This window comes from Streptomyces sp. LUP47B (genome assembly GCF_001746295.1).
Taxonomy (GTDB): domain Bacteria; phylum Actinomycetota; class Actinomycetes; order Streptomycetales; family Streptomycetaceae; genus Streptomyces.
Genome location: NZ_MJAH01000008.1, coordinates 307,212 through 328,654 on the forward strand (window position 1 = coordinate 307,212; position 21,443 = coordinate 328,654).

Annotated in this window: 13 protein-coding genes; 2 read left to right on the forward strand and 11 right to left on the reverse strand. The window is 70.7% G+C overall.

Annotated features, from left to right (window positions below):
• The first annotated feature begins 87 nt into the window (after positions 1–87).
• Positions 88–1,119, forward strand: a complete 1,032-nt coding sequence (locus BFN33_RS25770; RefSeq protein WP_069762526.1) for a lactonase family protein — start codon at positions 88–90, stop codon at positions 1,117–1,119.
• An 80-nt stretch (positions 1,120–1,199) separates the two neighbouring features.
• Here the strand turns inward: BFN33_RS25770 and BFN33_RS25775 are convergent, their stop codons facing one another.
• Positions 1,200–2,123 carry a sirohydrochlorin chelatase gene (locus BFN33_RS25775; protein ID WP_069762527.1) on the reverse strand — a complete coding sequence of 308 codons (924 nt, stop codon included), beginning with the start codon at positions 2,121–2,123 and terminating at the stop codon, positions 1,200–1,202.
• A 95-nt stretch (positions 2,124–2,218) separates the two neighbouring features.
• Complete coding sequence (locus BFN33_RS25780; protein ID WP_069762528.1) at positions 2,219–3,211, reverse strand: N-acetylglucosamine kinase; 993 nt, start codon at positions 3,209–3,211, stop codon at positions 2,219–2,221.
• 80 nt (positions 3,212–3,291) lie between these two features.
• Here BFN33_RS25780 and BFN33_RS25785 point away from each other — a divergent pair, with 80 nt between their 5' ends.
• On the forward strand, positions 3,292–3,969 hold the full coding sequence (locus BFN33_RS25785; RefSeq protein WP_069762529.1) for a uracil-DNA glycosylase: 678 nt from the start codon (positions 3,292–3,294) through the stop codon (positions 3,967–3,969).
• A 52-nt stretch (positions 3,970–4,021) separates the two neighbouring features.
• Here BFN33_RS25785 and BFN33_RS25790 read toward each other — a convergent pair whose 3' ends face one another.
• Genes BFN33_RS25790 through BFN33_RS25830 form a run of 9 tightly spaced genes read right to left on the reverse strand, consistent with a single transcriptional unit; the run spans position 4,022 to position 21,360 of the window.
• Positions 4,022–7,120 carry an alpha-N-acetylglucosaminidase gene (locus tag BFN33_RS25790; RefSeq protein ID WP_069762530.1) on the reverse strand — a complete coding sequence of 1,033 codons (3,099 nt, stop codon included), beginning with the start codon at positions 7,118–7,120 and terminating at the stop codon, positions 4,022–4,024.
• Between the two features lie 20 nt (positions 7,121–7,140).
• The gene (locus BFN33_RS25795) at positions 7,141–7,992 is read right to left on the reverse strand and encodes a beta-glucosidase (RefSeq protein ID WP_256122872.1); all 852 of its coding nucleotides are present in this window, start codon (positions 7,990–7,992) and stop codon (positions 7,141–7,143) included.
• Positions 7,993–8,040: 48 nt separating this feature from the next.
• A complete protein-coding gene (locus BFN33_RS25800) occupies positions 8,041–8,985 on the reverse strand; it encodes a hypothetical protein (RefSeq protein ID WP_069762531.1) in 945 nt (314 codons plus the stop codon).
• Positions 8,986–8,990: 5 nt separating this feature from the next.
• Positions 8,991–10,439 carry an alpha-L-fucosidase gene (locus tag BFN33_RS25805; protein WP_069762532.1) on the reverse strand — a complete coding sequence of 483 codons (1,449 nt, stop codon included), beginning with the start codon at positions 10,437–10,439 and terminating at the stop codon, positions 8,991–8,993.
• Positions 10,440–10,452: 13 nt separating this feature from the next.
• A complete protein-coding gene (locus BFN33_RS25810) occupies positions 10,453–12,600 on the reverse strand; it encodes a GDSL-type esterase/lipase family protein (protein ID WP_069762533.1) in 2,148 nt (715 codons plus the stop codon).
• A 9-nt stretch (positions 12,601–12,609) separates the two neighbouring features.
• Complete coding sequence (locus BFN33_RS25815) at positions 12,610–13,830, reverse strand: SGNH/GDSL hydrolase family protein (protein ID WP_069762534.1); 1,221 nt, start codon at positions 13,828–13,830, stop codon at positions 12,610–12,612.
• An 11-nt stretch (positions 13,831–13,841) separates the two neighbouring features.
• Positions 13,842–15,848, reverse strand: a complete 2,007-nt coding sequence (locus tag BFN33_RS25820) for a TIM-barrel domain-containing protein (RefSeq protein ID WP_069762535.1) — start codon at positions 15,846–15,848, stop codon at positions 13,842–13,844.
• Positions 15,848–19,495 carry a beta-galactosidase gene (locus BFN33_RS25825; RefSeq protein ID WP_079141014.1) on the reverse strand — a complete coding sequence of 1,216 codons (3,648 nt, stop codon included), beginning with the start codon at positions 19,493–19,495 and terminating at the stop codon, positions 15,848–15,850. Before BFN33_RS25825 ends, BFN33_RS25820 begins: the two co-directional genes overlap by 1 nt.
• Positions 19,492–21,360 carry a glycoside hydrolase domain-containing protein gene (locus BFN33_RS25830; RefSeq protein ID WP_069762536.1) on the reverse strand — a complete coding sequence of 623 codons (1,869 nt, stop codon included), beginning with the start codon at positions 21,358–21,360 and terminating at the stop codon, positions 19,492–19,494. The genes BFN33_RS25825 and BFN33_RS25830 overlap by 4 nt, the downstream gene beginning before the upstream one ends.
• Between the last annotated feature and the right edge of the window lie 83 nt (positions 21,361–21,443).

Consider the following 21,443-nt stretch of genomic DNA (forward strand, 5'->3'; position numbering starts at 1 on the left):
CTCGTGAAGATGACCGGAGCTGGTCTAGACCGGTGCTGATCGACTGCTACCGTCGCCCCGAACGGCACAGACCGAGAGGGGACGACTGTGGCAGACAGCGGCGGGCGGCGACGGGCCTACATCGGGTCGTTCACGGCGGCCGGAGGCCCCGGCATCGTGACGGCGGCGGTGGCCCCGGACACGGGTGCCCTGAAGGTGCTGAGCGGCCTGAACGGCGTACCCGATCCGTCGTATCTGGCCCTGTCGGCCCGCGGGGACGTGCTGTACACGGTCAGCGAGACGGCCGAGGGCGCGGTGGCCGCGTACCGGGTGAGCGGCGACCGGCCCCGGCCGGCCGGCCCGCCGGTACCGATCGACGGGAACGGACCCACGCACCTCGCCGTGCACGCCGGGCACGTCCTGACCGCCAACTACGGCTCAGGCAGCGTCACCACCGTGCCCCTGCGCGCCGACGGCTCCCTCGCGGGCGCCCCCTCCGGCGTGCTGCGCCACACCGGCTCTGGCCCGCACACACCCCGCCAGCAGGGCCCGCACGCCCATCAGGTGCAGCCCGACCCGAGCGGGCGGTGGATCGTCAGCGTCGACCTCGGCACGGACTCCGTGCGGGTGTGCACCCTGACGGACGGCGCGCTCGACGTGCACCGCGAGGTCGCCCTGCGCCCCGGCTCGGGCCCGCGTCACCTGGCCTTCCATCCCGACGGGACCCGTGCCTATGTCCTCAACGAGCTCACCCCGACCCTCGTCAGTTGCCGCTGGGACGCCGAGGAGGGCTCCCTGAAGCCTCTCAGCGAGATCCCGGTGCTGGCCGGGGCCCCACAGGGTGACGCCTACCCGTCGGGCGTCGTCACGTCCTCCGACGGCCGTTTCGTGTGGACCGCCACTCGGGGCGAGGACGTCCTGTCCACGTTCGCCGTCGAGGGCGACGACCTGCGGCTGGTCGGCACGGTCAGCTGCGGCGGCCGCTGGCCCAGGGCCCTCACGGAGTCCGGGGGATACCTGTACGTGGCGAACGAGCGCTCCGGCGAGGTGACCTGGTTCGCCGTGGACCCGGCGACCGGCCTGCCCAGGTACGAGGGCTCGATCGAGGTCCCGGCCGCGTCCTGCGTGGTCTTCGGCTGATCCGCCGCCTGCCACACCGAAGGGCCCGCTCCGACGGCTGGAGCGGGCCCTTTCGGTGACGCGGTCGCAGGGGGGCGCGCTCAGCGCACCGGTGCGCCCTGCGCCTGCTGCGGGGCGATGCCCAGCGCGGTCGTGTACTTGGCGAGGACGAGCTTGCCGATCGCCGGGTAGGGGCCGAGCGGCTCGGCGGCGGAGCAGCCGGCCTCCTTGGCCGCCTCCTCGATCACGGCGGGGTCGATCTCCGGCCCTATCAGATACGGCGCGAGCGCCAGCTGCTGCGAACCGGAGGACCGCAGCTGATCGGCGATGGACGCGATCGAACCGTCCTGGTCGAGCGCCGCCGCCATCACCGGCACGGCGAGACGCGCGGCGAGCAGCATGCCGGTGATCCCGGCCGCCTGCACGGCCTCCTCGCCGCCCACCGCGCCCAGGATGATGCCGTCCGCGGCGGTCGTCACGGCGAACAGACGGGCGCGGTCGGCGCGGGCCAGCCCGGCCTCCGACAGACGCACGTGCAGCGCCTCGGCGAGCAGCGGGTGCGGGCCCAGCACATCGGTGAGGTCGGCCGCGATCCGGCTGTCCATCACCGCCTGGCGGATCCGGCGCAGCAGCGCGCCGTCAGGACCGGCGAGCAGGGGCACCACGACGGCGACGGGACCGTCGGGCTCCTTGACGTCCATCCCGGCGGCCTTGGCCTGCTCGTAACGGGCGCTGCGCTCCTCGGCGGCATGGGTCAGGACGGCCTGAAGCGTGGGGAACTGCGAGTCGTCCCCGTCGAGGTACCCGATCCGCGCGTCGAGGCCGGGGAGCTCGGAGCGGGCGATGCTCACGACCTCCTCGGCGAGGCTGCGCGTGGCGGCCGCGGGCGTGCCCGGAACCGCGAGGACGAGCGCGGGCGCGCCCTCGGGAGCCGCCAAGGGCTCGGGTCGGCGGTGCCGCCCGGGCTGGCGAGGTCGCGGCATTCGTACTGGCAGGCCGGACGCGGGCCCAGTGGGGGAGCTCATGGCGACGCATGTTACTGGTTTCCGGGGCTCCCCTGTTCGGGGAGGGTGCAGGTGAGCGGTATCCGTCCGGTTTTGTCTGATGAGTTACGTCCGCTTCAGCCCCTCTTTGGGGTCACGACGTACAACATCGACTCGTCACTCGGAAGGGTGAGCGAACCACGCGCCAGTTCTGTGGCGATCTGTACGGATCCCTCCAACGGGCCGCCCGCCGCCGTGACCTGCCGGGCGTGCGGCAGTCGCCGCTTCAGCTCCTCCTCCAGCGGTACGACGAGGGCGGCACCCATCCTGAACAAGCCACCGGTGAGGCTGACATGCGCCTCGCCCTGAGCCGGACAGACCGCGGCCGCCGAGTCCGCCATGTGCCGGGCCGCCTCGCGCAGGATCCTCTCGGCGACCGGGTCGCTCCCGGCGCAGGCCGCCACTTGGGGCGCGAAGGAGGCGAGCACGGCGGGCCGGTCCGTACGTGGGTACAGCTTGCCGGGCAGCTCCCGCACCGGTCCGAACGCCTCCTCGGCCCGGGCCAGCAGCGCCGGCGAACCGCCGGACCGCCCGTCGTGGGCCCGCAGCGCGGCCTCCAGGCCGGCCCGCCCGATCCACGCGCCGCCCCCGCAGTCGCCCAGCAGATGACCCCAACCGTCCGCCCGACGCCAGGACTCGAGGTCGGTGCCGATCGCGATGAGACCGGTTCCGGCCGCGACCACCGCACCCGGGCGCGGACCGAGCGCGCCGGTGTAGGCCGTCACCGCGTCCGCGACGAGCGCGACGGTCCGGACCCCGAACTCCTGTGCCAGCGCGCCGGGAAGTTCGGCCCGCAGCGCATCGCCCAGGGTCGCGAGACCGGCCGCCCCGACGACGGCGGTGTCCAGTCCGCTGACTCCCGCCTCGGGCAGCAACGCCCGGACCATGGGTGTCAGTTGCTCCATCAGGTGCCCCGGGTCGATCCCGCGCGCACCCGTCCGCACGGGCACCCGGGACTCCAACGGGGCCGTGTTCCCCCGGCCGGGGACGCCGACGACGACCCGCAGGCCGGAGCCGCCGGAGTCGACGGCGAGGAACCCTTCCCCCGTACGGGTCCCGTGAAGTGACAAGCTCCCCGCCTCCCCGGTGATGCGGCATCCATGTACGAGTGTGTGCTTGGCCCTGGCGCCTGCCAGTAGAGTGACACGCCGTGGCACCACGACCCTTGTACGAACTTGTCGAAGCAGGCTGGGCGAAGGCCCTCGAGCCCGCGGCCGAACGCATCGCCGCCATGGGGGACTTCCTCCGGGCCGAGATAGCGGCGGGCCGGACCTATCTGCCGGCCGGGGCGAATGTCCTGCGCGCCTTCCAGCAGCCCTTCGACGAGGTCCGCGTCCTGATCGTCGGTCAGGATCCCTACCCGACGCCGGGGATGGCGATCGGGTTGAGTTTCGCGGTCTCGCCCGAGGTGCGTTCCCTGCCGGGCAGCCTGGAGAACATCTTCCGGGAGATGCACTCGGATCTGGGGCTGCCCCGGCCGTCGAACGGGGATCTGACGCCGTGGGCCGAGCAGGGTGTGCTGCTGCTCAACAGGGCGTTGACGACGGCCCCGCGCAAGCCCGCGGCGCACCGGGGCAAGGGCTGGGAGGAGGTCACCGAGCAGGCGATCCGGGCGCTGGCCGCGCGAGGAAAGCCGCTGGTCTCCATCCTGTGGGGGCGGGACGCGCGTAATCTGCGGCCGCTCCTGGGGGATCTTCCGGCGATCGAGTCCGCTCATCCCTCGCCGATGTCGGCGGACCGTGGTTTCTTCGGCTCGCGTCCGTTCAGCCGGGCCAACGATCTGCTGCTGCGGCAGGGTGCCCAGCCGGTGGACTGGCGACTGCCGTAGGCACCCGGCAGGCCCCCTCCACCGCGCGGCGGAGAGGGCCCGGCCACCGGGATCAGGTCACCGTGAATCCGTCGAACGTGGCGATGCCCCGTCCGTCGGTCCAGCCGTTCGCCGCGGTCATGAAGACCCCGACGTCCTGTACGGCCGCCGCGCCTCCCGGCGTGGCCGTGCCCACCGTCGTCCAGGTGACGCCGTCCGTGCTCGCCTCACCGGTGTACGAGGCGCCGGACCGGGTCAGCCGCAGCCGCACCGGCGCGGTGAAGGAGCCCGACAGTTCGATCGAGTCGAAACGCCCGTCACCGTCCGCGTCCCAGCTCAGCGCGCAGCCGTTGGACGGGGTGATCGCCAGGTTCACATAGCCCGCGCTCCCCTGAGTGCCCAGGTCGTTGCGGACGATGAGGCCCGCCCGTGCCCAACCCCCGGACGCGTCCTGGGAGGTGACCGTGACCTGGGCCACCGTTCCGTCCTGGTAACCGCCCGCCCGGTACACCGCCCCGAACTCGTTGGTGCCGCCCCACAGGTCGGCCCCCGCGCCCTCGATGGCGATCGCGTCGCCGGCCTGGCCGAACACCGCGTCGTTGTAGGAGGCCGTGCGGTACGGGTCGCCGACCCCGGCCGCGGCCATCAGCCGTACCGGCGCCACCGCCTTCCCGCCCCCGGCGTACGCCGCCGCCGCGACGACCTGGCCGACCAGCTCCGTAGGCGCACCCGCCAGCAAGACCTCGAAGCGAGCGGCGAACGTCTCGCCGGACGCCACCGACGCCTTGCTCACCGGATCGAGCGGCTTCACCGTCATGCCCTCGGGGGCGGTGACCGAGAGGGTCACGCCGCGAGTCGCCGTGAACCCGTTCCTGTTGGTGAAGGTGACCGTCACCGTCGCGGGCGTGCCCTCCGCGACCGCTCCCCGGTCGACACCCGCCGTGAGGGCCGCCTGGTAGGGAGTGGCGGCGAGCAGGTCGCGCACGCGGCGGGCCAGGGCGTACGAAGAGCCGTGGGGATCGGTCGGGTGCGTCTCGTGCGCGTGCGCCCAGCGGTCCTCCAGGGCGAACCAGTCGATCGTCGCCGGGTCCTTCCCCGTGGCGAGAGCGTTGAAGTACGTCGACCAGCGGGTGCGGTACAGGCCGCCGACCAGTCCGGACCACTCCCGGTTCGCGTAGTCGTGCAGGCCCTCCTCGCTGCTTTGGCGTCCGCCCCAGGTGGTGACGAGGGAGCGGACGTCGTACTCGAGGCGGTCCTTCTCGGCCCGGTCGGCGCCCCAGGCGCGCGCGTCGGCGAGCCACCGTCCGAGCAGATGTGGGCCGGAGGTCGCCAGCAGGTCGTCGAGGAGGTCCATCCAGCCCAGCCAGGTCCTGGTCAGCTTCCCGAACAGGGCCTTGTCCCCGGCGTCGTGTGCGGCCTTGATCTGCGGCAGCAGGACCCGGCTGCGGTTGGACAGGACCTGCCGGGCCACGTCGACGACGTCGTACCGGTAGGCCGAGCTGTCCCTCAACTCCGCCCGTACGGCGAGCAGTTCGGTGAGTGCGACATCGAAGGCCGTGGTGTCGTAACGGTCCTTCTCCGGCCCCCAGGCGGCGGCCTTGTTCGCGGTCAGGCTCGGCCGGGCGCCGAACAGTCCGTCCGGGGCCTCGCTCCAGGAGTCCGCGCGGGACATGTTGTACGCGGTGTCGCGGATCGTCTGCCAGGCCGCCGCCGCATGCCGGTCGGGGCCGCCGTAGCGGGAGAGGGCGTACGCGGCGAACCAGTCGTCCAGGTCCACGGTGCCGGGCGTCCAGGCCAGGTCGGTGAGGAGGGCGAGGGCGGGCGCGTTGTTGTCGGCCCCCTCGGGCATCGCCGCGATACCGGCGAGCGAACTGCCCTTCTTGTCACGCCACTTGGGGTACTGCTCCACCCAGTCCGGGGCGTTGGCGCCGATCGGGGTGTGGCCGCCGAAGTTCCAGATGCTGCCGAAGGCGTACGGGGTGCCGCCCCAGTCGCTCTCCCGGTCCGTGACGGTGGTGTAGCGGTCGGACAGGCCGTCCACGATCAGCATCCGGCTCTTGTCGACGCCGTCGAGCAGTGCCTTGGCCGGGTTGTTCTGCCAGCCGAGGATCGCCCAGACGGCCCCCGGGTGGGCCTTCTGCAGGGCTGCCTCGACGGCCCCCGCGGCCTCGCCCACCGGCACGTCACCGGCGTTGCCGCCCTCGTGCAGCAGGTCCATCTTGTACATCGTGCTCGCGCCGAACCGCTCCTTCTGGGCACGGTAGAACGTGGCGGCCACGTCCTCGAAGGCCGTGGTGCGCGGGTCGAGCCAGTCGGGGCGCTTGAAGGCCCCCCAGGTGCCCTGCGCCACCACCGCCGCGTCCCCGCCGTGCCTGGCGGGGAAGTCGTCCGGGACGCTGCCGTAGTAGCCCGGCAGCACCGGCGTCATGCCCAGGTCGCGCACCCGGTCGATGATCTTCTCGGCGAGCGCGGCACGCTTCTCGAGGAGCTGCCGGGAGATGGGCCCGCCGAAGCCTGACATGTTCTGCAGCAGCCACCAGGGCTGACGGGCCGGGGCCGGGATCCACGCGCGCATCTCGGCGTCGGTGTAGCCGAACCGGCGGAACGTGTCGTAGTAGACGGCGTCGCCGCCCATGTAGACGAGGACGCGGTTGACTCCATGCACGGCCAGGACGTCCAGCTCGTACTGCCAGGCGTCCCAGTCGCGGTAGGCGCCGGTGTAACCCTCGTTGGTGTCGTTGAAGGCGAAGCGGTGCGGCACGTTGGCCGTTCCCGTGATCTCCGCGGCGGGTGCGGGGAGGGTGCGGGGCAGGTTCAGCTGCTCGCCGGTCCAGGAGACGGAGGCGTGCGCGGTCCGCCGCAGGTAGGTGTGGAGGCCTGTGAGCAGCACGGCGGGGCTGGTGCCCTCCACCGTGATCTGCCCGGCCCGGCCGGTGACCCGGAAGCGGTCGGTGTCGTCGGCGACGGCCCGCAGGGTGAACTGTCGGTAGTGGTCGGGAAGCAGACGCTTCAGCGCGGCCGCGGCGGGCGTGGTGTCGAAGAGGGCGCCGTCGGCCGCGTACGCGCCCTGCGGGAGAGGCAGCAACGCGGCGCCGCCCAGCACCACCGCGCCCGTGAGGATCCGTCTGCGGGTGACGCCTGGGAGGTCGAGGTCGCCTCGGTTGTCGTGCATGAACGTCCTTCCGGCAGAGCTCAGTTGATCGTCGTGATCGTCATGGCGAAGAGGTGCAGGGCGGGGGCGCCCGCCTGGATGCCGTCGCTGACCTTGGGCAGGACCACGGACCGCAGTTCCTTCCCGGCGGTCAGATCGACACCGAAGGCGAACAGGCTGACGGGGCTGTCGTCCCGGCCGGTGCTGATGTGGCGGTAGGGCAGCACCACCGCGGCGGACGGGTTCGCGCCGTACCAGTCGGGAACGGCGACCGAGAACGACTGCTCGGTGCCGTCGGCGTAGACGACCTTGCCGTCACCCTTGCCGACGCCCCAGGTGCTGGTGCCGAGGAAGGTGAGCCGCGAGCCGGAGCCGGACAGCAGCACGGTCTGGCCGAAGGAGATGACGTTGTCTGCACTCCCGGCCCGGGTGTCCGGCCAGGTGAAGGGCACTCCGTCGTAGGTGACCGTGGCCCCCGGAGTCAGCCCCACCGACGCCAGCGCCTCGGCGGACAGACTGGAGTTCGAACCGTCGATGTTCGCGACGGTGAGGGCGTCGGCGGAGGAGATCCCCGCGTTGTCGAACGCCTTGGCCAGCGAGCGGTACGGCAGCAGGACGGGGGTGGTGGCACGGGTGCAGTCGGAGCCGTGGCGGTGCACGTCGAAGAGGGCGTGCGCGGTGAACACGATCCGGCCCTCGGCGTCGTCGGGGAGCCGGGTCCGCCAGGTGCGGGTGACCGACCGTCCGGGTGCGAGGTCGCCCAGGCCGTCCTGTTCGGCGGAGTCGTCCACGGCGAGATAGAGCACGGTGCCGCGCAGCGCGATCCTGGTGGAGTTGGTGAGCGTGGCCGTCAGGGTCACGGCCTTGCCGGCCTCGGGCGCGGCCGGGGTCACGGTGAGCGAGACGGGCGGTGAGGAAGTCCTCCTCGGGACGGTAGGCGGTCACGACGCCTCCACGGTGAAGTGGTCGAACACTGCCTGCACCGTCGTACCGGGGTAGTTGAGGTTCACGGCGCTCGCCACCACGCCGGCGTCCAGGGCGCCGCTCGCGGAGGGCACCGTCGCGCTCGCGATCTCGTTCCAGGACAGGCCGTTGTTGATACTGGTGTACGCGGTGTAGGTGGTGCCGGAGCGGACCAGGCGCAGCCAGGCGGGGTGGGTGGAAACGCCGCCGCCTGCCCAGGTGTCGAGGTGTCCGTTGCCGTCGCTGTCGGTCATGAACTCCACGCCGTACGACTTCGACATGGTGAGGACGGCGTAGCCGCCCTTCTCCGGGGCGGTCAGGTCGTTGGCGACGGCGATCCCGTACTTGGCGGTGGGGTTGTCGCTGCCGGTGAGGCTGACCGTCTCGACCTGGACCACGCTCGACTCGGCGGCGGAGCCGGGAAGGAGGATGCCCCCCTTCTCGTCGGTGCCGCCGGAGAAGTCGCGGCCGCCCGCCCAGATCACCAACTGGCTGCCGTACTGGCCGAACTTCGCGTCGTCGGTGGTGGCGAACGTCCGGTACGGGTCGCGCACCCCGTTGGGTTCGTAGGGCACCGTGAACGTCTTCGCGGACCGTGCGCAGTCGCTGCTGTGGTCGTTGACATCGAAGACGACGTGCGCGGTGAACGACACGTCCCCGGCCATGTCGGCCGGGATCGCCGTCTGCCAGCTCCGGGTCGTCTTCGCGCCGGGCCGCAGGTCGCCGAGCGGGACGGTCTTCGCCGCCGTGGTGGCCCGGGGGTCGATCAGATGGAGCACGGCGTTGAGCAGCGGGAAGGAACAGTCGTTGGTGAGGACCGCGGTGGCGGTGACCGCATCACCACCGGCCGGCTCGGCCGGCTGAGTGGTGACGGTGAGGGTGGGGCCCAGGGTGTCGAACCGGGTGCCGTCGCTGATTCCCATGCCGTTCACCGGGCCCAGTCGACGGTGAAGACGTTGGCGATGTCGCTGGGCACAGTGGTCGGGACGGTGATGTTGATCTTTCCGTCCCGGCGGGTCCACCTGAGACTGCCGCTCGTGCCGAGCAGCCGGATCCGGGACGTGGCGCTGATGGGGATGTCGCCGGGCAGCGAGAGGGTGCCGCTGGGCCTGCCCAGCACGATGATGTTGAACTTGCCCGGGGAGACCGTGTAGCGGATACCGAGCGGGCTGCCCTCCTCCTCCGCCCGCACCCAGGGCGTCGATCCGTAGATCGCGGGTCCGTTGACCTTCAGCCAGGCGCCGATGTCCTTCAGCCGCTCCTGCATGATCTCGGGGATCGTGCCGTCCGGCCTGGGGCCGATGTTGAGCAGCAGGTTGCCGTTCTTGCTGACCACGTCGGCGAGCAGCTGGATCAGGAACTCGGAGGTCTTGTAGTCCTCGGCCGGCTCGTGCTTGTTGTAGCCCCAGGAGTAGCCGATGGTCATGCAGCACTCCCACTTCTGCGGATCCATCGTGGGGTTGGTGCGCTGCTCGTACGTCGCGAAGTCGAAATGGGTGTCGAACCGGTCGTTGATCACGACACCCTTGGGGTACTTGCGGTTCTTGGCCTGGTTGTAGTAGTGGGCCATGGGTTCTTCGCTGCGCCACGGCGGGTTGCCGGTGGGCCGGAACCACTGTCCGTCCGCCCACAGCAGCTCCGGGTCGTAGCGGTCGATGATCTCGTACAGCTGCTTGAGCTCGTAGTCACCGACGTAGTCCTGGACCGGCTTGTAGCCGGTCATCGGGATCTCCTGGTCCGTGTAGAAGTTGCGCATCGGCCGGCCGAGCGCCGGGTTGAAGAACTCGCCGAGCGAGTAGTACAGGCCCGGCCGCACGGTGCCGCGCCTGCGGGCCGCGGTCATCAGCTCGCCGACCAGGTCACGCTTCGGGCCGTACGCCATGGAGTGACGGTCCGTCACCTTGCTGGGGTAGAGGGCGAATCCGTCGTGGTGCTTGCTGGTCAGCGCGAAATACTCGGCGCCCGCCTGCTCGAACAGCTTCACCCAGGCGTCGGGGTCGTACTTCTCGGCCTTGAACTGCGGGATGAGGTCGTCGTAGGTGACGTTCTCGCCGTAGGTGTCGCGGTGGTACTTCCACTCGGCGGTGTCCTTGGTGCTCTGGTACCACAGGTACCACTCGGAGGCGCTTCTCGGTGTCGCGCCGCCGATCACCGAGTAGATGCCCCAGTGCACGAAGATGCCGAACTTGGCGTCCTTGTACCAGCGCGGCACCGGGTGGGTGTCGAGGGAGGCCCTGGTGGGCTGGTAGTCGGGGAGGCCCGAGGCGAGGGGCGTCGCGCCTTGGGTGAGGGCCTGGGCGGTGCCGGGCGGGGCGAGCAGCACCGCGCCACCGAGGGCGGCCGCGGTGGTCATGAAGTGTCTGCGGTCGACTGCCATGAAGGTGTGCCTCTCAGTCGTGCGTGGAGAAGGAGTCGAAGAGTGCTGTCGTGATCTGGCCGGGGTAGTTGAGGTTGACGGCGCTGGCGACCAGACCGGCGTCGCCGGCGCCGCTCGCGGACGGCACGGTGGCGGTGGCCACCTGCTGCCAGGCGGTGCCGTCGGAACTGGCGTACGCGGTGTAGGCGGTGCCGTCGCGGACGAGCTTCAGCCAGGCGGGGTGGTACGAACTGCCGCCCCCGGCCCAGGTGTCGAGCTTCCCGTCGCCGTCGCTGTCGGTCAGGAACTCCAGGCCGTACTGCGCGGACATGGTGAGCACCGCGTAGCCACCGGCCTCGGGCGCGGTGAGGTCGTTGGCGACGGCGATCCCCGCCTTGGCGGACGGGCCGCTGCCGGTCTGGCCGACGACCCGGGCGGTCACGGTGCCGGACGGCGGCGCCGCATCGGCGAGATAGACCGCCGCCTTCTCGTCCTTCCAGCCGGACAGGTCCTGACCGCCCGCCCAGATGGCGAACTGGTCGCCGTTCTGGGCGTATTGGGCCTTCTCCGTGGTGGTGGAGGTCGTCAGATACGGCGCCCGGACCTCGGACGGAGTGGGGGTCACGGTCGCGTCCACGCTGTCGGAGTCGTGGCGCGTCCGGCCGTCCTGGAGGAAGGAGGTGCGTACGCCGATCTCGTGGGTGCCCCAGGTGGCGTCGGCCGCGGGGGTCACCGTCCAGGTGAGGGTGGCGCTGTCGCCCGGGGCGAGGGAGCGGGTCCGCGTGGTGCCGGCCGGGTCGGCGGACCAGCCGTCGGGGAGGTCGAGGCGCGTGCTGACCTGAGTGACCGCCCTGGGACCGGTGTTGGTGACGGTCGACGTGATCTCCGAGCCGTCACCACCGGCTTGCAGGGTCGGCCGGTAGGGCGTGAGCCGGACACGGGCCGAGGGGCAGTCACGGGCCACCCGCAGCCCGGCCAGGTCGACCGCGTCGGCGAACGCCTTCATCCCGGTGTCGTTGGGGTGCAGATGGTCACCGGAGTCGAACGCGGTGGCGTAGCGGGTGGGGTCGTCCGGGTCCCGTACGGCCTTGTCGAAGTCGGCGAACCCGTCGAAGACGCCGCCGTCGCGCACGAACGTGTTGACCTTCTGCCGGTCGGCCTCCTTGGCCTCGGTCCACCAGTCGCCCCAGCCGTGATACGGCACGACCGTCGCGCCGATCACGCGCAGCCCGCGTTCGTGGGAGCGGCGCACGATCTCCTTCATGCCGTCGATCACCTGAGCACCGGTGGCACCGCCCCAGCTGAGGTCGTTGACGCCCTCGAACAGGATCACCGTCCGGGCGCCCGGCTGCGACAACACGTCGCGCTCCAGCCGGTCCAGCGCGGAGGGGTTGCCGTCGACACCGGCTGTGATCCGGTTGCCGCTGATGCCCTCGTTCAGCACCCCGGCCGTGGTCGAGCAGGCCGACAGCCGCCCCGCCAGGTAGTCGGGCCAGCGCCGGTTGGCGTTCGACGTGGAGGCCGCGCCGTCGGTGATGGAGTCGCCGAGCGCCACGACGGAGCCCGCCGCGTTGCCGCCCTGTACGTCGACGCCGGTCAGGAACGGGAAGGTGGAATCGGTCCTGGTGAAGGCGTCACCGTCGGCGTCCGAGGCGTGGTCGCCGCCGCCGTCGGGCGTCCAGTAGACGCTCTGCAGACCCATCCAGTGCTGGCTGATGTGGGTGAGTCGACCGGGGAAGTACAGGCTGACGACGAGGTCGCTGCGGGCGGGCACGGTGAGCCGGACCTGATCGCCGGCCACCTGCCCACCGGCGGGGATCGTCACCTCGCTCTTCCCGCCGAACCGCACCTGCTGCGGCTTCGTGACGGCGGAGCCGCCGTCACCGCGTCCCACGGTCGCGCGCCCGATCGTCACGGGCTCGGTGGTGAAGTCGTTGGTCAGGCGGATGCGTACGCTCGACCCGCCCGCGCTCACCCGTACCGGGATCCGTACCGTCACCTCGGAGGTGCCCGGGTCGTACGAGGCATGCTGGGCGGTTGCCCAGGTCCCTGTCCACCCAGGCTGCCCGGTCCCGGCCGAGGCCGGGATCGCCGGAAGCAGGGCTGCCAGTACGGCTGCCAGGGACGTGACCAGAACCCCGAATCTTCGGTGTGCGCGCAGATGTTCAAGCCGTCCAGACACGGTTCCTCCTCAGGAACAGCCGCGGCCGAGGCCGAGCGACGTCAGGTCGATGGAGTCGGCGAAAGCCTTCATCCCGGCATCATTGGGATGCAGATGGTCACCGGAGTCGTACGCCGCGCCCAGCAGCCGCGGATCCGCCGGATCCCGGACCGCCCGGTCGAAGTCGGCGTAGTCGTCGAAGACGGAGCCGGAGTCCCGGACGAACGCGTTGACCTGCTGCCGCCGGGCCTCCGTCTCCTCGCTCCAGCCGCCCCAGGTGAAGTCCTTGTACGGGGTGATCGTGGCGCCGACGACTCGCATCCCGCGCCGGTGGGCCCGGGCGGCGATCTCCGTCATCCCGGCGATGATCTGCTCGGCACTCGCCCCGCCGAGATCGTTGATCCCCTCGAAGAGGATCAGGGTCCTGGCGCCCGGCTGGGAGAGCACGTCCCGTTCGAGCCGGTCCAGGGCCGACGGATTCGTCGCGGTCCCGGCGGTGATCCGGTTGCTGGTGATGCCCGCGTTGAGCACTCCGGCACCGGGTCGGCAGGCGTTGAGGCGGGCGGAGAGCAGATCGGGCCAGCGCTGGTTGGTGTCTGCCGTCGAGTAGGAACCGTCGGTGATCGAGTCGCCGAGCGCCACCACCGACCCGGTCCTCGGCGCGGTCACGTCGACTCCGCTGAGGAACGGCCAGCTCGTGGTGGTCCAGGTGTAGGCGTTACCGGTCGTGTCGGCGGCGTGGTCGCCCGCCCCGTAGTCCGTCCAGTACACGGTCTGCTGTGCCCACCAGTGATCGGTGATGTGCGTGACCTGACCGGGCAGATGGAGACTGACCACCAGGTCGGTCAGGGCGGGCACGGCCAGACGGACCGGATCGCTGACCGCCGCACCGCCCGCCGGAATCGTCACCCCACGCTTCCCGCCGAACCGCACGTCGTACGGGTGCGCCACGGCGGAACCGCCGTCCCGCAGGCCCACCGTCGCGTGTCCGATCGTCACCGGGTCGGTGGCGTAGGCGTTGGTCAGCCGGATGCGTACGGACGAACCGCCGACGCTGGTGTGCACCGGCATCCGTACCGTCACCTCGGACATCCCGGAGACCTCGTAGTGCTCACTGGCCGACGTCGCCCAGGTCCCGGTCCAGCCGCGTCCGTCGCCTTGCTGACCGGCCTCGGCGGGAGCCACGGTCCCGGCCACGACGGCCGAGACCGCCAGGAGCAACGCCGCGAGTCTGCCGCGTATCCCATGCATCTGACGCCCCTTCACTGTTCGGCGCCGGTGCGCGCGAGCGCCGCGTACGCCTTGCCGGAGCCCCGGGCCTCGAGGTTCACGAACGCCGGCGTCACCCTGAGCGGCGCCGCGTATCCCCTGAGCGTCACGGGGCCGCGGACGACCTTGCCGTTGGTGACGTCCCGCCACGTTCCGGTGGGCAGGAAGACGTCCCGGGCAGTGCCTTCGTCGAGCTTCGGCGCGGCGAGCACGGCCGGGCCGAGCATCCACTCGTCGGCGACGGTGTAACTCGCCGCGTCGTTCGGGAAGTCGAAGAACAGCGGCCGCATGATCGGGTCACCGGTCTTCAGGGTGCTCTGCACCTGGTCCCAGATGTACGGAGCGAGCTTCTCGTGCGTCTTGATCGCCTGCCGGTAGAGGTCGACTGTTTCGCGGTCGTACCCGACCCACTCGCCGGTCGTCGCGTCCCGGACACCGGTGGGTGAGGTGGAGGCGTACATCAGCGGCATCAGGGACGCCGCCTGCGCCCAGCGGGCCAGGACCTGCTTGGTGGGTGGCGGGTAGCTGAGCGAGCCGCCGATCATGTCGGTCTCGACGAACGGGTAACCGATCGTGGAGACCGCCAAGTTGGCCGAGATGGCGGCGCGCAGGCCCCCGAAGGTGGTCGGCTTGTCGGCCGTGCGGGTGGCGAAGCCCTTGGACTGCGCGGCGTTCCACGCGACCCGCAACCCCGCCCCCTGCTGGTCGAACTCGTCGGCCAGCTCGGCCCCGTACTTGACGTAGTCGGCGCGGGTGGCCCCCGGGTAGGGTGCGCACCGGTCGTCGAAGAAGGCGGTGTCGAACTTGAACCCGGCGACCCCCGACTCCGTCGTCTGTGCCTTCAGATCGTCGGTGTACCACTGCCGGGCGGCCGGGTTCGCGAGGTCGATCAGCCCGGTCCGGCGGCCGTTCCACCAGGTGAACAGGCACGGCTTGGACGGGTCGGACGGGTCCTTCAGCAGATAGCCGTTGTCGACGGCTTCCGAGAAGTTCGCGGCCGTCTCGGGCATGTACAGGCCCGTCCACATGCCGAGGTCGAAGCCGAGGCGGCCGAGTTGCCTGGACAGGGCGGGCAGATCGGGGAAGCGTTCGCCGAAGTCGGAAGCGATCACGCTCTCCTCGATCTGCACCGCGTGCCCACCGAGCCCGGCGCCGGCCAACGCGCGGGCCCAGGCGAGGACGTTCTCCTGGGTCTGCTCGCCGTACAGCTGCGCCCAGGAGTTCCAGAGGGGGGTGGCGTACTGCTCGTACGAGGTGTCGGAGCGTTCGGGCTTGCCGACCAACTCGATGTGGTCGCGGTAGACCTGGGCGGGAGTGTCCTCGACGAACACCGTGGAGGCGGAGGGCCGTTCACCGGTCACGGTGAACTCGCCGAGCCCGTTGCCGCCAGAGTTGATCCGGACGTCCATCGGGTCGTTCGTGTCGGCGACCAGCCCGGTGGCGCTGGAGGTGTACCAGAAGGGGGAGACCACCTGGTAGGACGCCGGGCTGAACCCGGTGTCCACCACCTGCCCGGAGTCCAGCGGCCACGGCTGGACCGTCTGGTCGCTGTTCTCGCCGTGGCCGTACCAGTGGCCGGCGCTGCCGAGGTCGTAGGCCGTACTGAGCGTGTCGGCCCGGGCGCCCGACAGGGACCAGTTCATGTCGTACCGGTCCGAGCGCAGGGTGATCCGCAGATCGACGCCGACGCCCGGCAGGTCGGTGGCGGCGGTGACACGCACGGAGTTGCCGGTACGGGTGCTGCCGGTGACCTCCCGGACGATGTGCCAGTCGGCGCCGATCCGGAACCGGAACGCCGCGGGAGCGGTGGCCAGCACGGTGCGGCCCTCCCGCACGGTGGTGACGGTCAACCGGTCCGTGGCGACGCGCAGTTCGTAGGCCGGTGTCGTGAAGGTGATCGGCGCGGAGTCGGCGGCCGCCGGCGCCGTGCCGAGCAGCGGGGCGGCCAGGGTCAGCGCCGCCGCGCCGCAGCGTACGGTTCGTCTCGCCGTAGGCAGCATCACGCACCACCGCCGCAGGTCAGCTTGGCGTCGGCCCAGTCGGCGTGATCCGAGGAGATGTCGCCGTTCCCGTCGACCGACAGGTCCAGCCAGCGGGCGTCGGTCACGTCCACGTCGATGGCGGTGCCGCCGTCGGAGCCCCGCACCACCGGAGTGGTGGCGAGCGAGCGGCCGTCGGCGATCACCTGGAAGGAGACGCTGCCGCCGTCACCCACCTCGTCGTCCATCCCGGCGGTCGCGGTGAAGCGGGTGCAGCCGCCGCCGAGGTAAACCCGGACCTGGCTGTTCGCGTGCACGCCGAGGCCCTTGGTGTACGTGGTGCCGCCGATGCTCAGGGGACGACCGTCAGCCGCCGCGTCCTCCCCGTTGGAGGAGTCCTTCTCCACAGGACCCCAGCCGTTGACCGCCTTGACCAGGGTCAGGTCGCTGACATAGGCGTCGGCGGACAGTCCCGGCGGTGGCACCTGCACGGCGCGTACACCGGTGACGGTGCCCGGCCGGCCGGGCTGGGTGAGCTTGGCGGTCGCGGACAGGACGGCGTAGTGCACGGGATCGCCGGGCGGGGTGACGGTGTAGTCCGCGGTCACCGTGTCGCCGGGGCGGACCCGGTCGAAACGGGTGGTGTCGTCGGTGGTCGCGGTCCAGCCGTCCGGGACCTTCAGCGCCAGCTCGACCTTCGAGGCCGTCGGCGCGTCCTTCGGCACGGTGAGGGTGACGGGAACCTTGGTCGCGGTGCCGGTGGCCAGGAACGGCTCGGCGTCGACCGTGACCCGGGCGCCCGCGGCCGGCATCGCGTAGGTCTTGGCGTCGTACGAGGGCGCCGCCACCGTACCGACCTTGATCCCGCCCGCCGAGGCGCCGACGTCGACGAGCTTGGCCGAGCCAGGGCCCGCGCCGGCCTCGGTGGACCACACGGCCAGGGCGATGGTGTTGTCGCCCTGCTCACGCAGGAGACCCTTGGGGACGACGAACCGCGTCTGCGGTCCGGTGCCCGGCAGATAGCGGCCGATCAGCCAGCCGTTGACGAAGATCTCGGCGCGATAGCCGGTGCTGCCGCCCGGGGGCTCAGCCAAATCCAGCGCGAGCGCGTTGTCCTGGCCCTGTGGCAGGTCGAGCCGGGCGGAGGTGCGGTACCACCGCACGCCGGGCCCGGTCTTCCCGGTCTGCTGGGAGAGGGTGGTGCTCTTCCAGCTGCCGTCGGGGAAGCCCGGCAGCGACCAGCCGGCCCGCTCCCCGTACAGCCCGCCGTTGTTGTACGGGCCCCGTGCGGTGTCCACCGGGTCCTCGCCGCCCCGGTTGCCCTGGATCTTCCAGGTGAGGGTGGAGGCCCCGCCGATCACCTCGGCGCTGAGCAGACCGCGCGGCTCCTTGGAGTAGTCGTGGCCCCATTCCTCGTTGTGGCCCGCGTTCTCCACGAGGACGGAGAGGACGTTGTCCCCGTCGGCCTTCAGGGTGTTCGCCGGGATGTCGAACGTGTGCGCGCCGTCGCCCGAGCTGCCGAGGTAGCGGCCGTTGAGCCAGACCGCGTACTGGCCGGTGTTGCCGGTCTTCGCGTCGAGCGCGAGGGCGGTCGCGGCACCGGTGGTTTTGAACCGGCCGCGGTACCAGACGTTGCCGTGATGGAAGCCGTACTCGTCCATCGCGAGGACCGGCAACGAGCCGTTCAGAGCCGCGTTGTTGGCGGTCAGGTGGTCGGCCGTGGTCCAGGCGGAGTCGTCGAAGCCGGGAGCGGACTCCGGCGCCTCCTCCTTGTACTTCCACGTGGTCAGCTTCGGCAACTCGACCGGGCGCGGCGCCTGGGTGACGGCGACCTCGCGGCCGTTCCACGTCACCTTCTTGGCGTCCGCGATGACCTCGATCTTCGCGGCCTTGACGGAGTCGCCGGTCAACTCCAGGGTGGTGCCCGCCTGTTCGGCCGTTCGGACCAGGGACGGTCCCCGTACGAGGACCGGGCCCGCGGCGGTGTCCTGGCGCCACCAGTGGGCGGTCTCGGCGGTGTCGGCGATCAGCAGTTCCATGCCGTTCACCAGCACCCGGGCCAGGCCCTTGTGCGTGTAGTTCAGGCGCAGGTCACCGCGTGCGGCGTCCCAGGTGGTGGTGACATCGCCGTCGAGGACGGTCACCTTGGGCCGCGCGGTGTACCGCAGCACGGTCTCGCCGGCCTCACCCGCACGCCCGTAGAGCAGCGCCACCTCCCGGCCGCCGATCTCGGCGTGCGTCATGATCTCCGAGGTGGAGTAGACGAGCCGCTGCTTCTCGCCCAGGTCGTAGCCCGCGACGAGGAGTTTGGCGTCCCGGCCGTCGACGGTGATCGTTCCCTGCTGGGGTACGCGCGGGTAGTCGCCGTCCGCGCCCTTCAGCGAGAGGGTCGTCTCGTCCTTGTCCTTCACGCGGGTGTCGGCGTGCCGGACGGTGAAGAACTGGGTGCCGTCGTCGGGGTTGACGCGCCGGTCGACGCGCAGGGCGTCGTCGGAAGGAGTGGGCGCCTCGGCCTTGTCGGTGCGCGCCAGCGAGGTCACCGAGTTGACCATGTAGCCGAGGCGCTTGAACTCCTGGAACTTGTCCGTCAGTTGGCGGGACTCGTTGATCGGGGCCCCGTAGTCGTACGACGTGTAGACCGCGTTGGGGTCGGCGAGCCAACCCCAATTGGTGCCGCCGTACGTCATGTAGAAGGACTGGCCGCTGACCCCGGCGGCGATGTTCATCTTGCTGAACACCCGGGTGAAGTCGGTGCCGGTGAGCTTCGCGCAGTCCTGGTATCCGGTGCCGCCCCAGGGGTCGAAGGCGCCGCCCTGTGCCTCCGGGATGATCAGCGGGGACTCGGGCTTCCAGTCGTTGACGTACGAATAGTCGGGCAGGTTCTTCCAGGTGTCGGGGTCCTTGCAGTCGAAGCCCTGCGGATAGGCGTCGAAGCCGTAGATGTCCGGGGCGCCCTTGCCGCTGACCCAGTTCTGGTTGGCGCCGCCGTCGTTGACGAAGGTGGGCACATCGATGCCGTCCTCCTTCGCCCAGTCGATGAGGGTCTGCATGTAGTCGGCGTCGTGGCGACCGCCCTGGTACTCGTTCTCGACCTGATAGAGGATCACCGAACCGGTGCCGCGCGTGAGTTGGTGGCGCGCGATGATCGGGTTGATCCGGCTCATCCACTCCCGGGCCGCCTTCAGGTACTCCGGCTCGGAGGTGCGGTTCACACCGGCCTGGGTCGACCGCCAGGCGGGCATGCCGCCGCCGGAGACCTCCGCGTTGATGTACGGACCCGGCCGGGCGATCACATACAGGCCCGCGCGCTCGGCCTCGTCGAGCAGCCGCTCCACGTCACGGGTGCCGGTGAAATCGTACGAACCCGGCTTGGCGGAGTGGTAACCCCAGTCGAAGTAGAGCGAGACCGCGTTGAATCCGCCGGCCTTGATCTTCTGCAGGACGTCGCGCCAGGCATCGGGACTGGGCAGCCGGAAGTAGTGGAACTCGGCACCCCAGAGGTACAGGGGTTTGCCGTCGACCCGCACGGAGTACTGGTCGTAGGTGACGGTGTGCGGGGCCTGGGCCTGTGACTCCGACCGCACCGGTGCCGCGGCGACAGCCGTGCTGGTCAGGGGCATGACAGTCAGGGCCGTGGCGAGCAGCAACGCCTTCCACTTCACCCTCATGGCGTCAGCCCCTTCACGACGGCCGCCCGCGCGGTCTCGATGTCGCCCGCGTCCTTCGTCCGGCCGTCGAGGTTCCTCGTCGCGGTGGTGAGGGCTTCGGTGAGCGCGTCGCTGTCCGTGCCGCCGTCCTTCTTCCGCAGCTCGGCGACGAGTTCGTAGTCCTCGATGCCCTCCTTCAGCTGCTCCCAGCGAATGCTGGACATCGGGCCGTCCTTGCCCGGGTAGACCAGGTACTCGTCGCCCTGCGTGAAGATGTGCACCGGCTGCTTGAAGGGGTCGCTGGTCCAGCTGTTGTACGACCAGCGCAGGAAGCCGTCGAGATCCCGCTGGGCGGAGATCCAGGGCAGCATCCGCGACTCGACGGCGGGCGAGTAGGACAGCGTGTTGGGGTGGGCCGGCGAGCCGTACACGTAGAAGGTCGTGATCTTGCCGGCCTTCCGCCGTTCCGCCACCTTCTCCTTCGTCATCGCGTCGATGCCGCCCCAGTCGACGGACAGGTTGGACGCGACGCCTTCGGTGTTGATCGAACCGGCCACGGAGATACGGTCGTCGAAGGCCGGCGCGACCTCGTGGACGAAGTTCTTGACGACGGTCATGGTGTCGATGGGCCGCTCGTCGAAGGACAGCCAGGTGTGGTCCAGCCAGCCCTTCGCCTTCACGTGCTTCTCGAAGGCGGGGAGGAAGGCCCCCCACGCCTGACGCCAGCGGTCGCCGCCCAGATCGACGTTCTCGTAGACGGTCTTGCCGGTGCTGGTGTCGGTGTAGGTGAGGTGCTCCTGGTCCTGGAAGGCCAGCATGGAGAAGGCACCGATGTCGGGCCCGAGACCGGCGCGTCTGGCGGTCTCGACGTACTTGTCCCAGCGGCTGAAGTCGAAGGAGAACGCCGTTCCGTTCCACTTCCAGCCCACCATGCTGGTGTACGGCGTGGCCGTCTGCGACTCCCGGGTGCCGAGCGACCACTGGTGGTGCCACGGGTTGTCGACGATGGTGGTGTTGATGACCTTCTGGCCGCGCGAGGCCAGGTCCCGGTTGTACTTCTCGATCAGCTTCCAGTGCTCGTCGGACCAGAGCTTGACGCCGTGGTTCTTGGCGATCGTCTCCGGCTGCGCCCACACGTCGAGGAAGAAGTTGTAGTCCTTCGGATCGGGCACGCTCGCGTCCGCGACCTCGATGGTCAGCGGGTACGTGCTCTGGGTGCGGCCGTCGGCGTTGACCTTCACCGTGCCGGTGTAGGTGCCGGGCCGGGCCGTCTTGGGGATGTGGAAGGTGAACCACAGCGGCTGTGCCGCGTACGCGGGTACGTCCACCGAGTCCCGCTCCTCCAGCGGGTCGCCGACCACGTCGGGGTTGCGGTCGCCGGAGACCTCCTTGCCGGAGCTGACCTGGTCGATGGTGGCCGACCAGTCGACCTCGCTCTTGGAGCGCTGCACGGGCACGTACTTGACGAACCGGACCTGGGTGCCGGCACCGGACAGCTTCGCCCCGCCGGGCCCGGTGAGATCACCGACCACGGCCTTGACGTCGTCGAGGTTCTTGCCCGAGGCGATCGCCAGCTGCGCCGAGACCTGCTCGTTGCGGACGGCGGAGAGCTTGAGGTCCTTGGTGTCCTTGCCCTGGATGGGGGTCATCGGATAGCGCGGGACCCGCTCCTCCGCGGAGTCGGCGAAGGAGCCGGTGGGAACCCAGGTGATGGTGTCCCTGGTGCCCATGGCGTCGGCGACCTTGACGGTGAGCCAGGTGGTGGTGGCCTTGGAATTGAGGTCGGTGCTGGTGGTCGCCGTACCGGTGACGGCGATCGCGGTGGTGCTCGCGGCCACGACGACGCCGGCGACGAAGCCGGCGGCGAGTGAGGACGTACGTGCCATGGGGCTGGGGTCCCTCTCTCACGGAGGTGCGGGGAGTGGTCCCCGGTGGGTCCTGGGGGGCGGGAGGACTGCCGGGAAGCGGG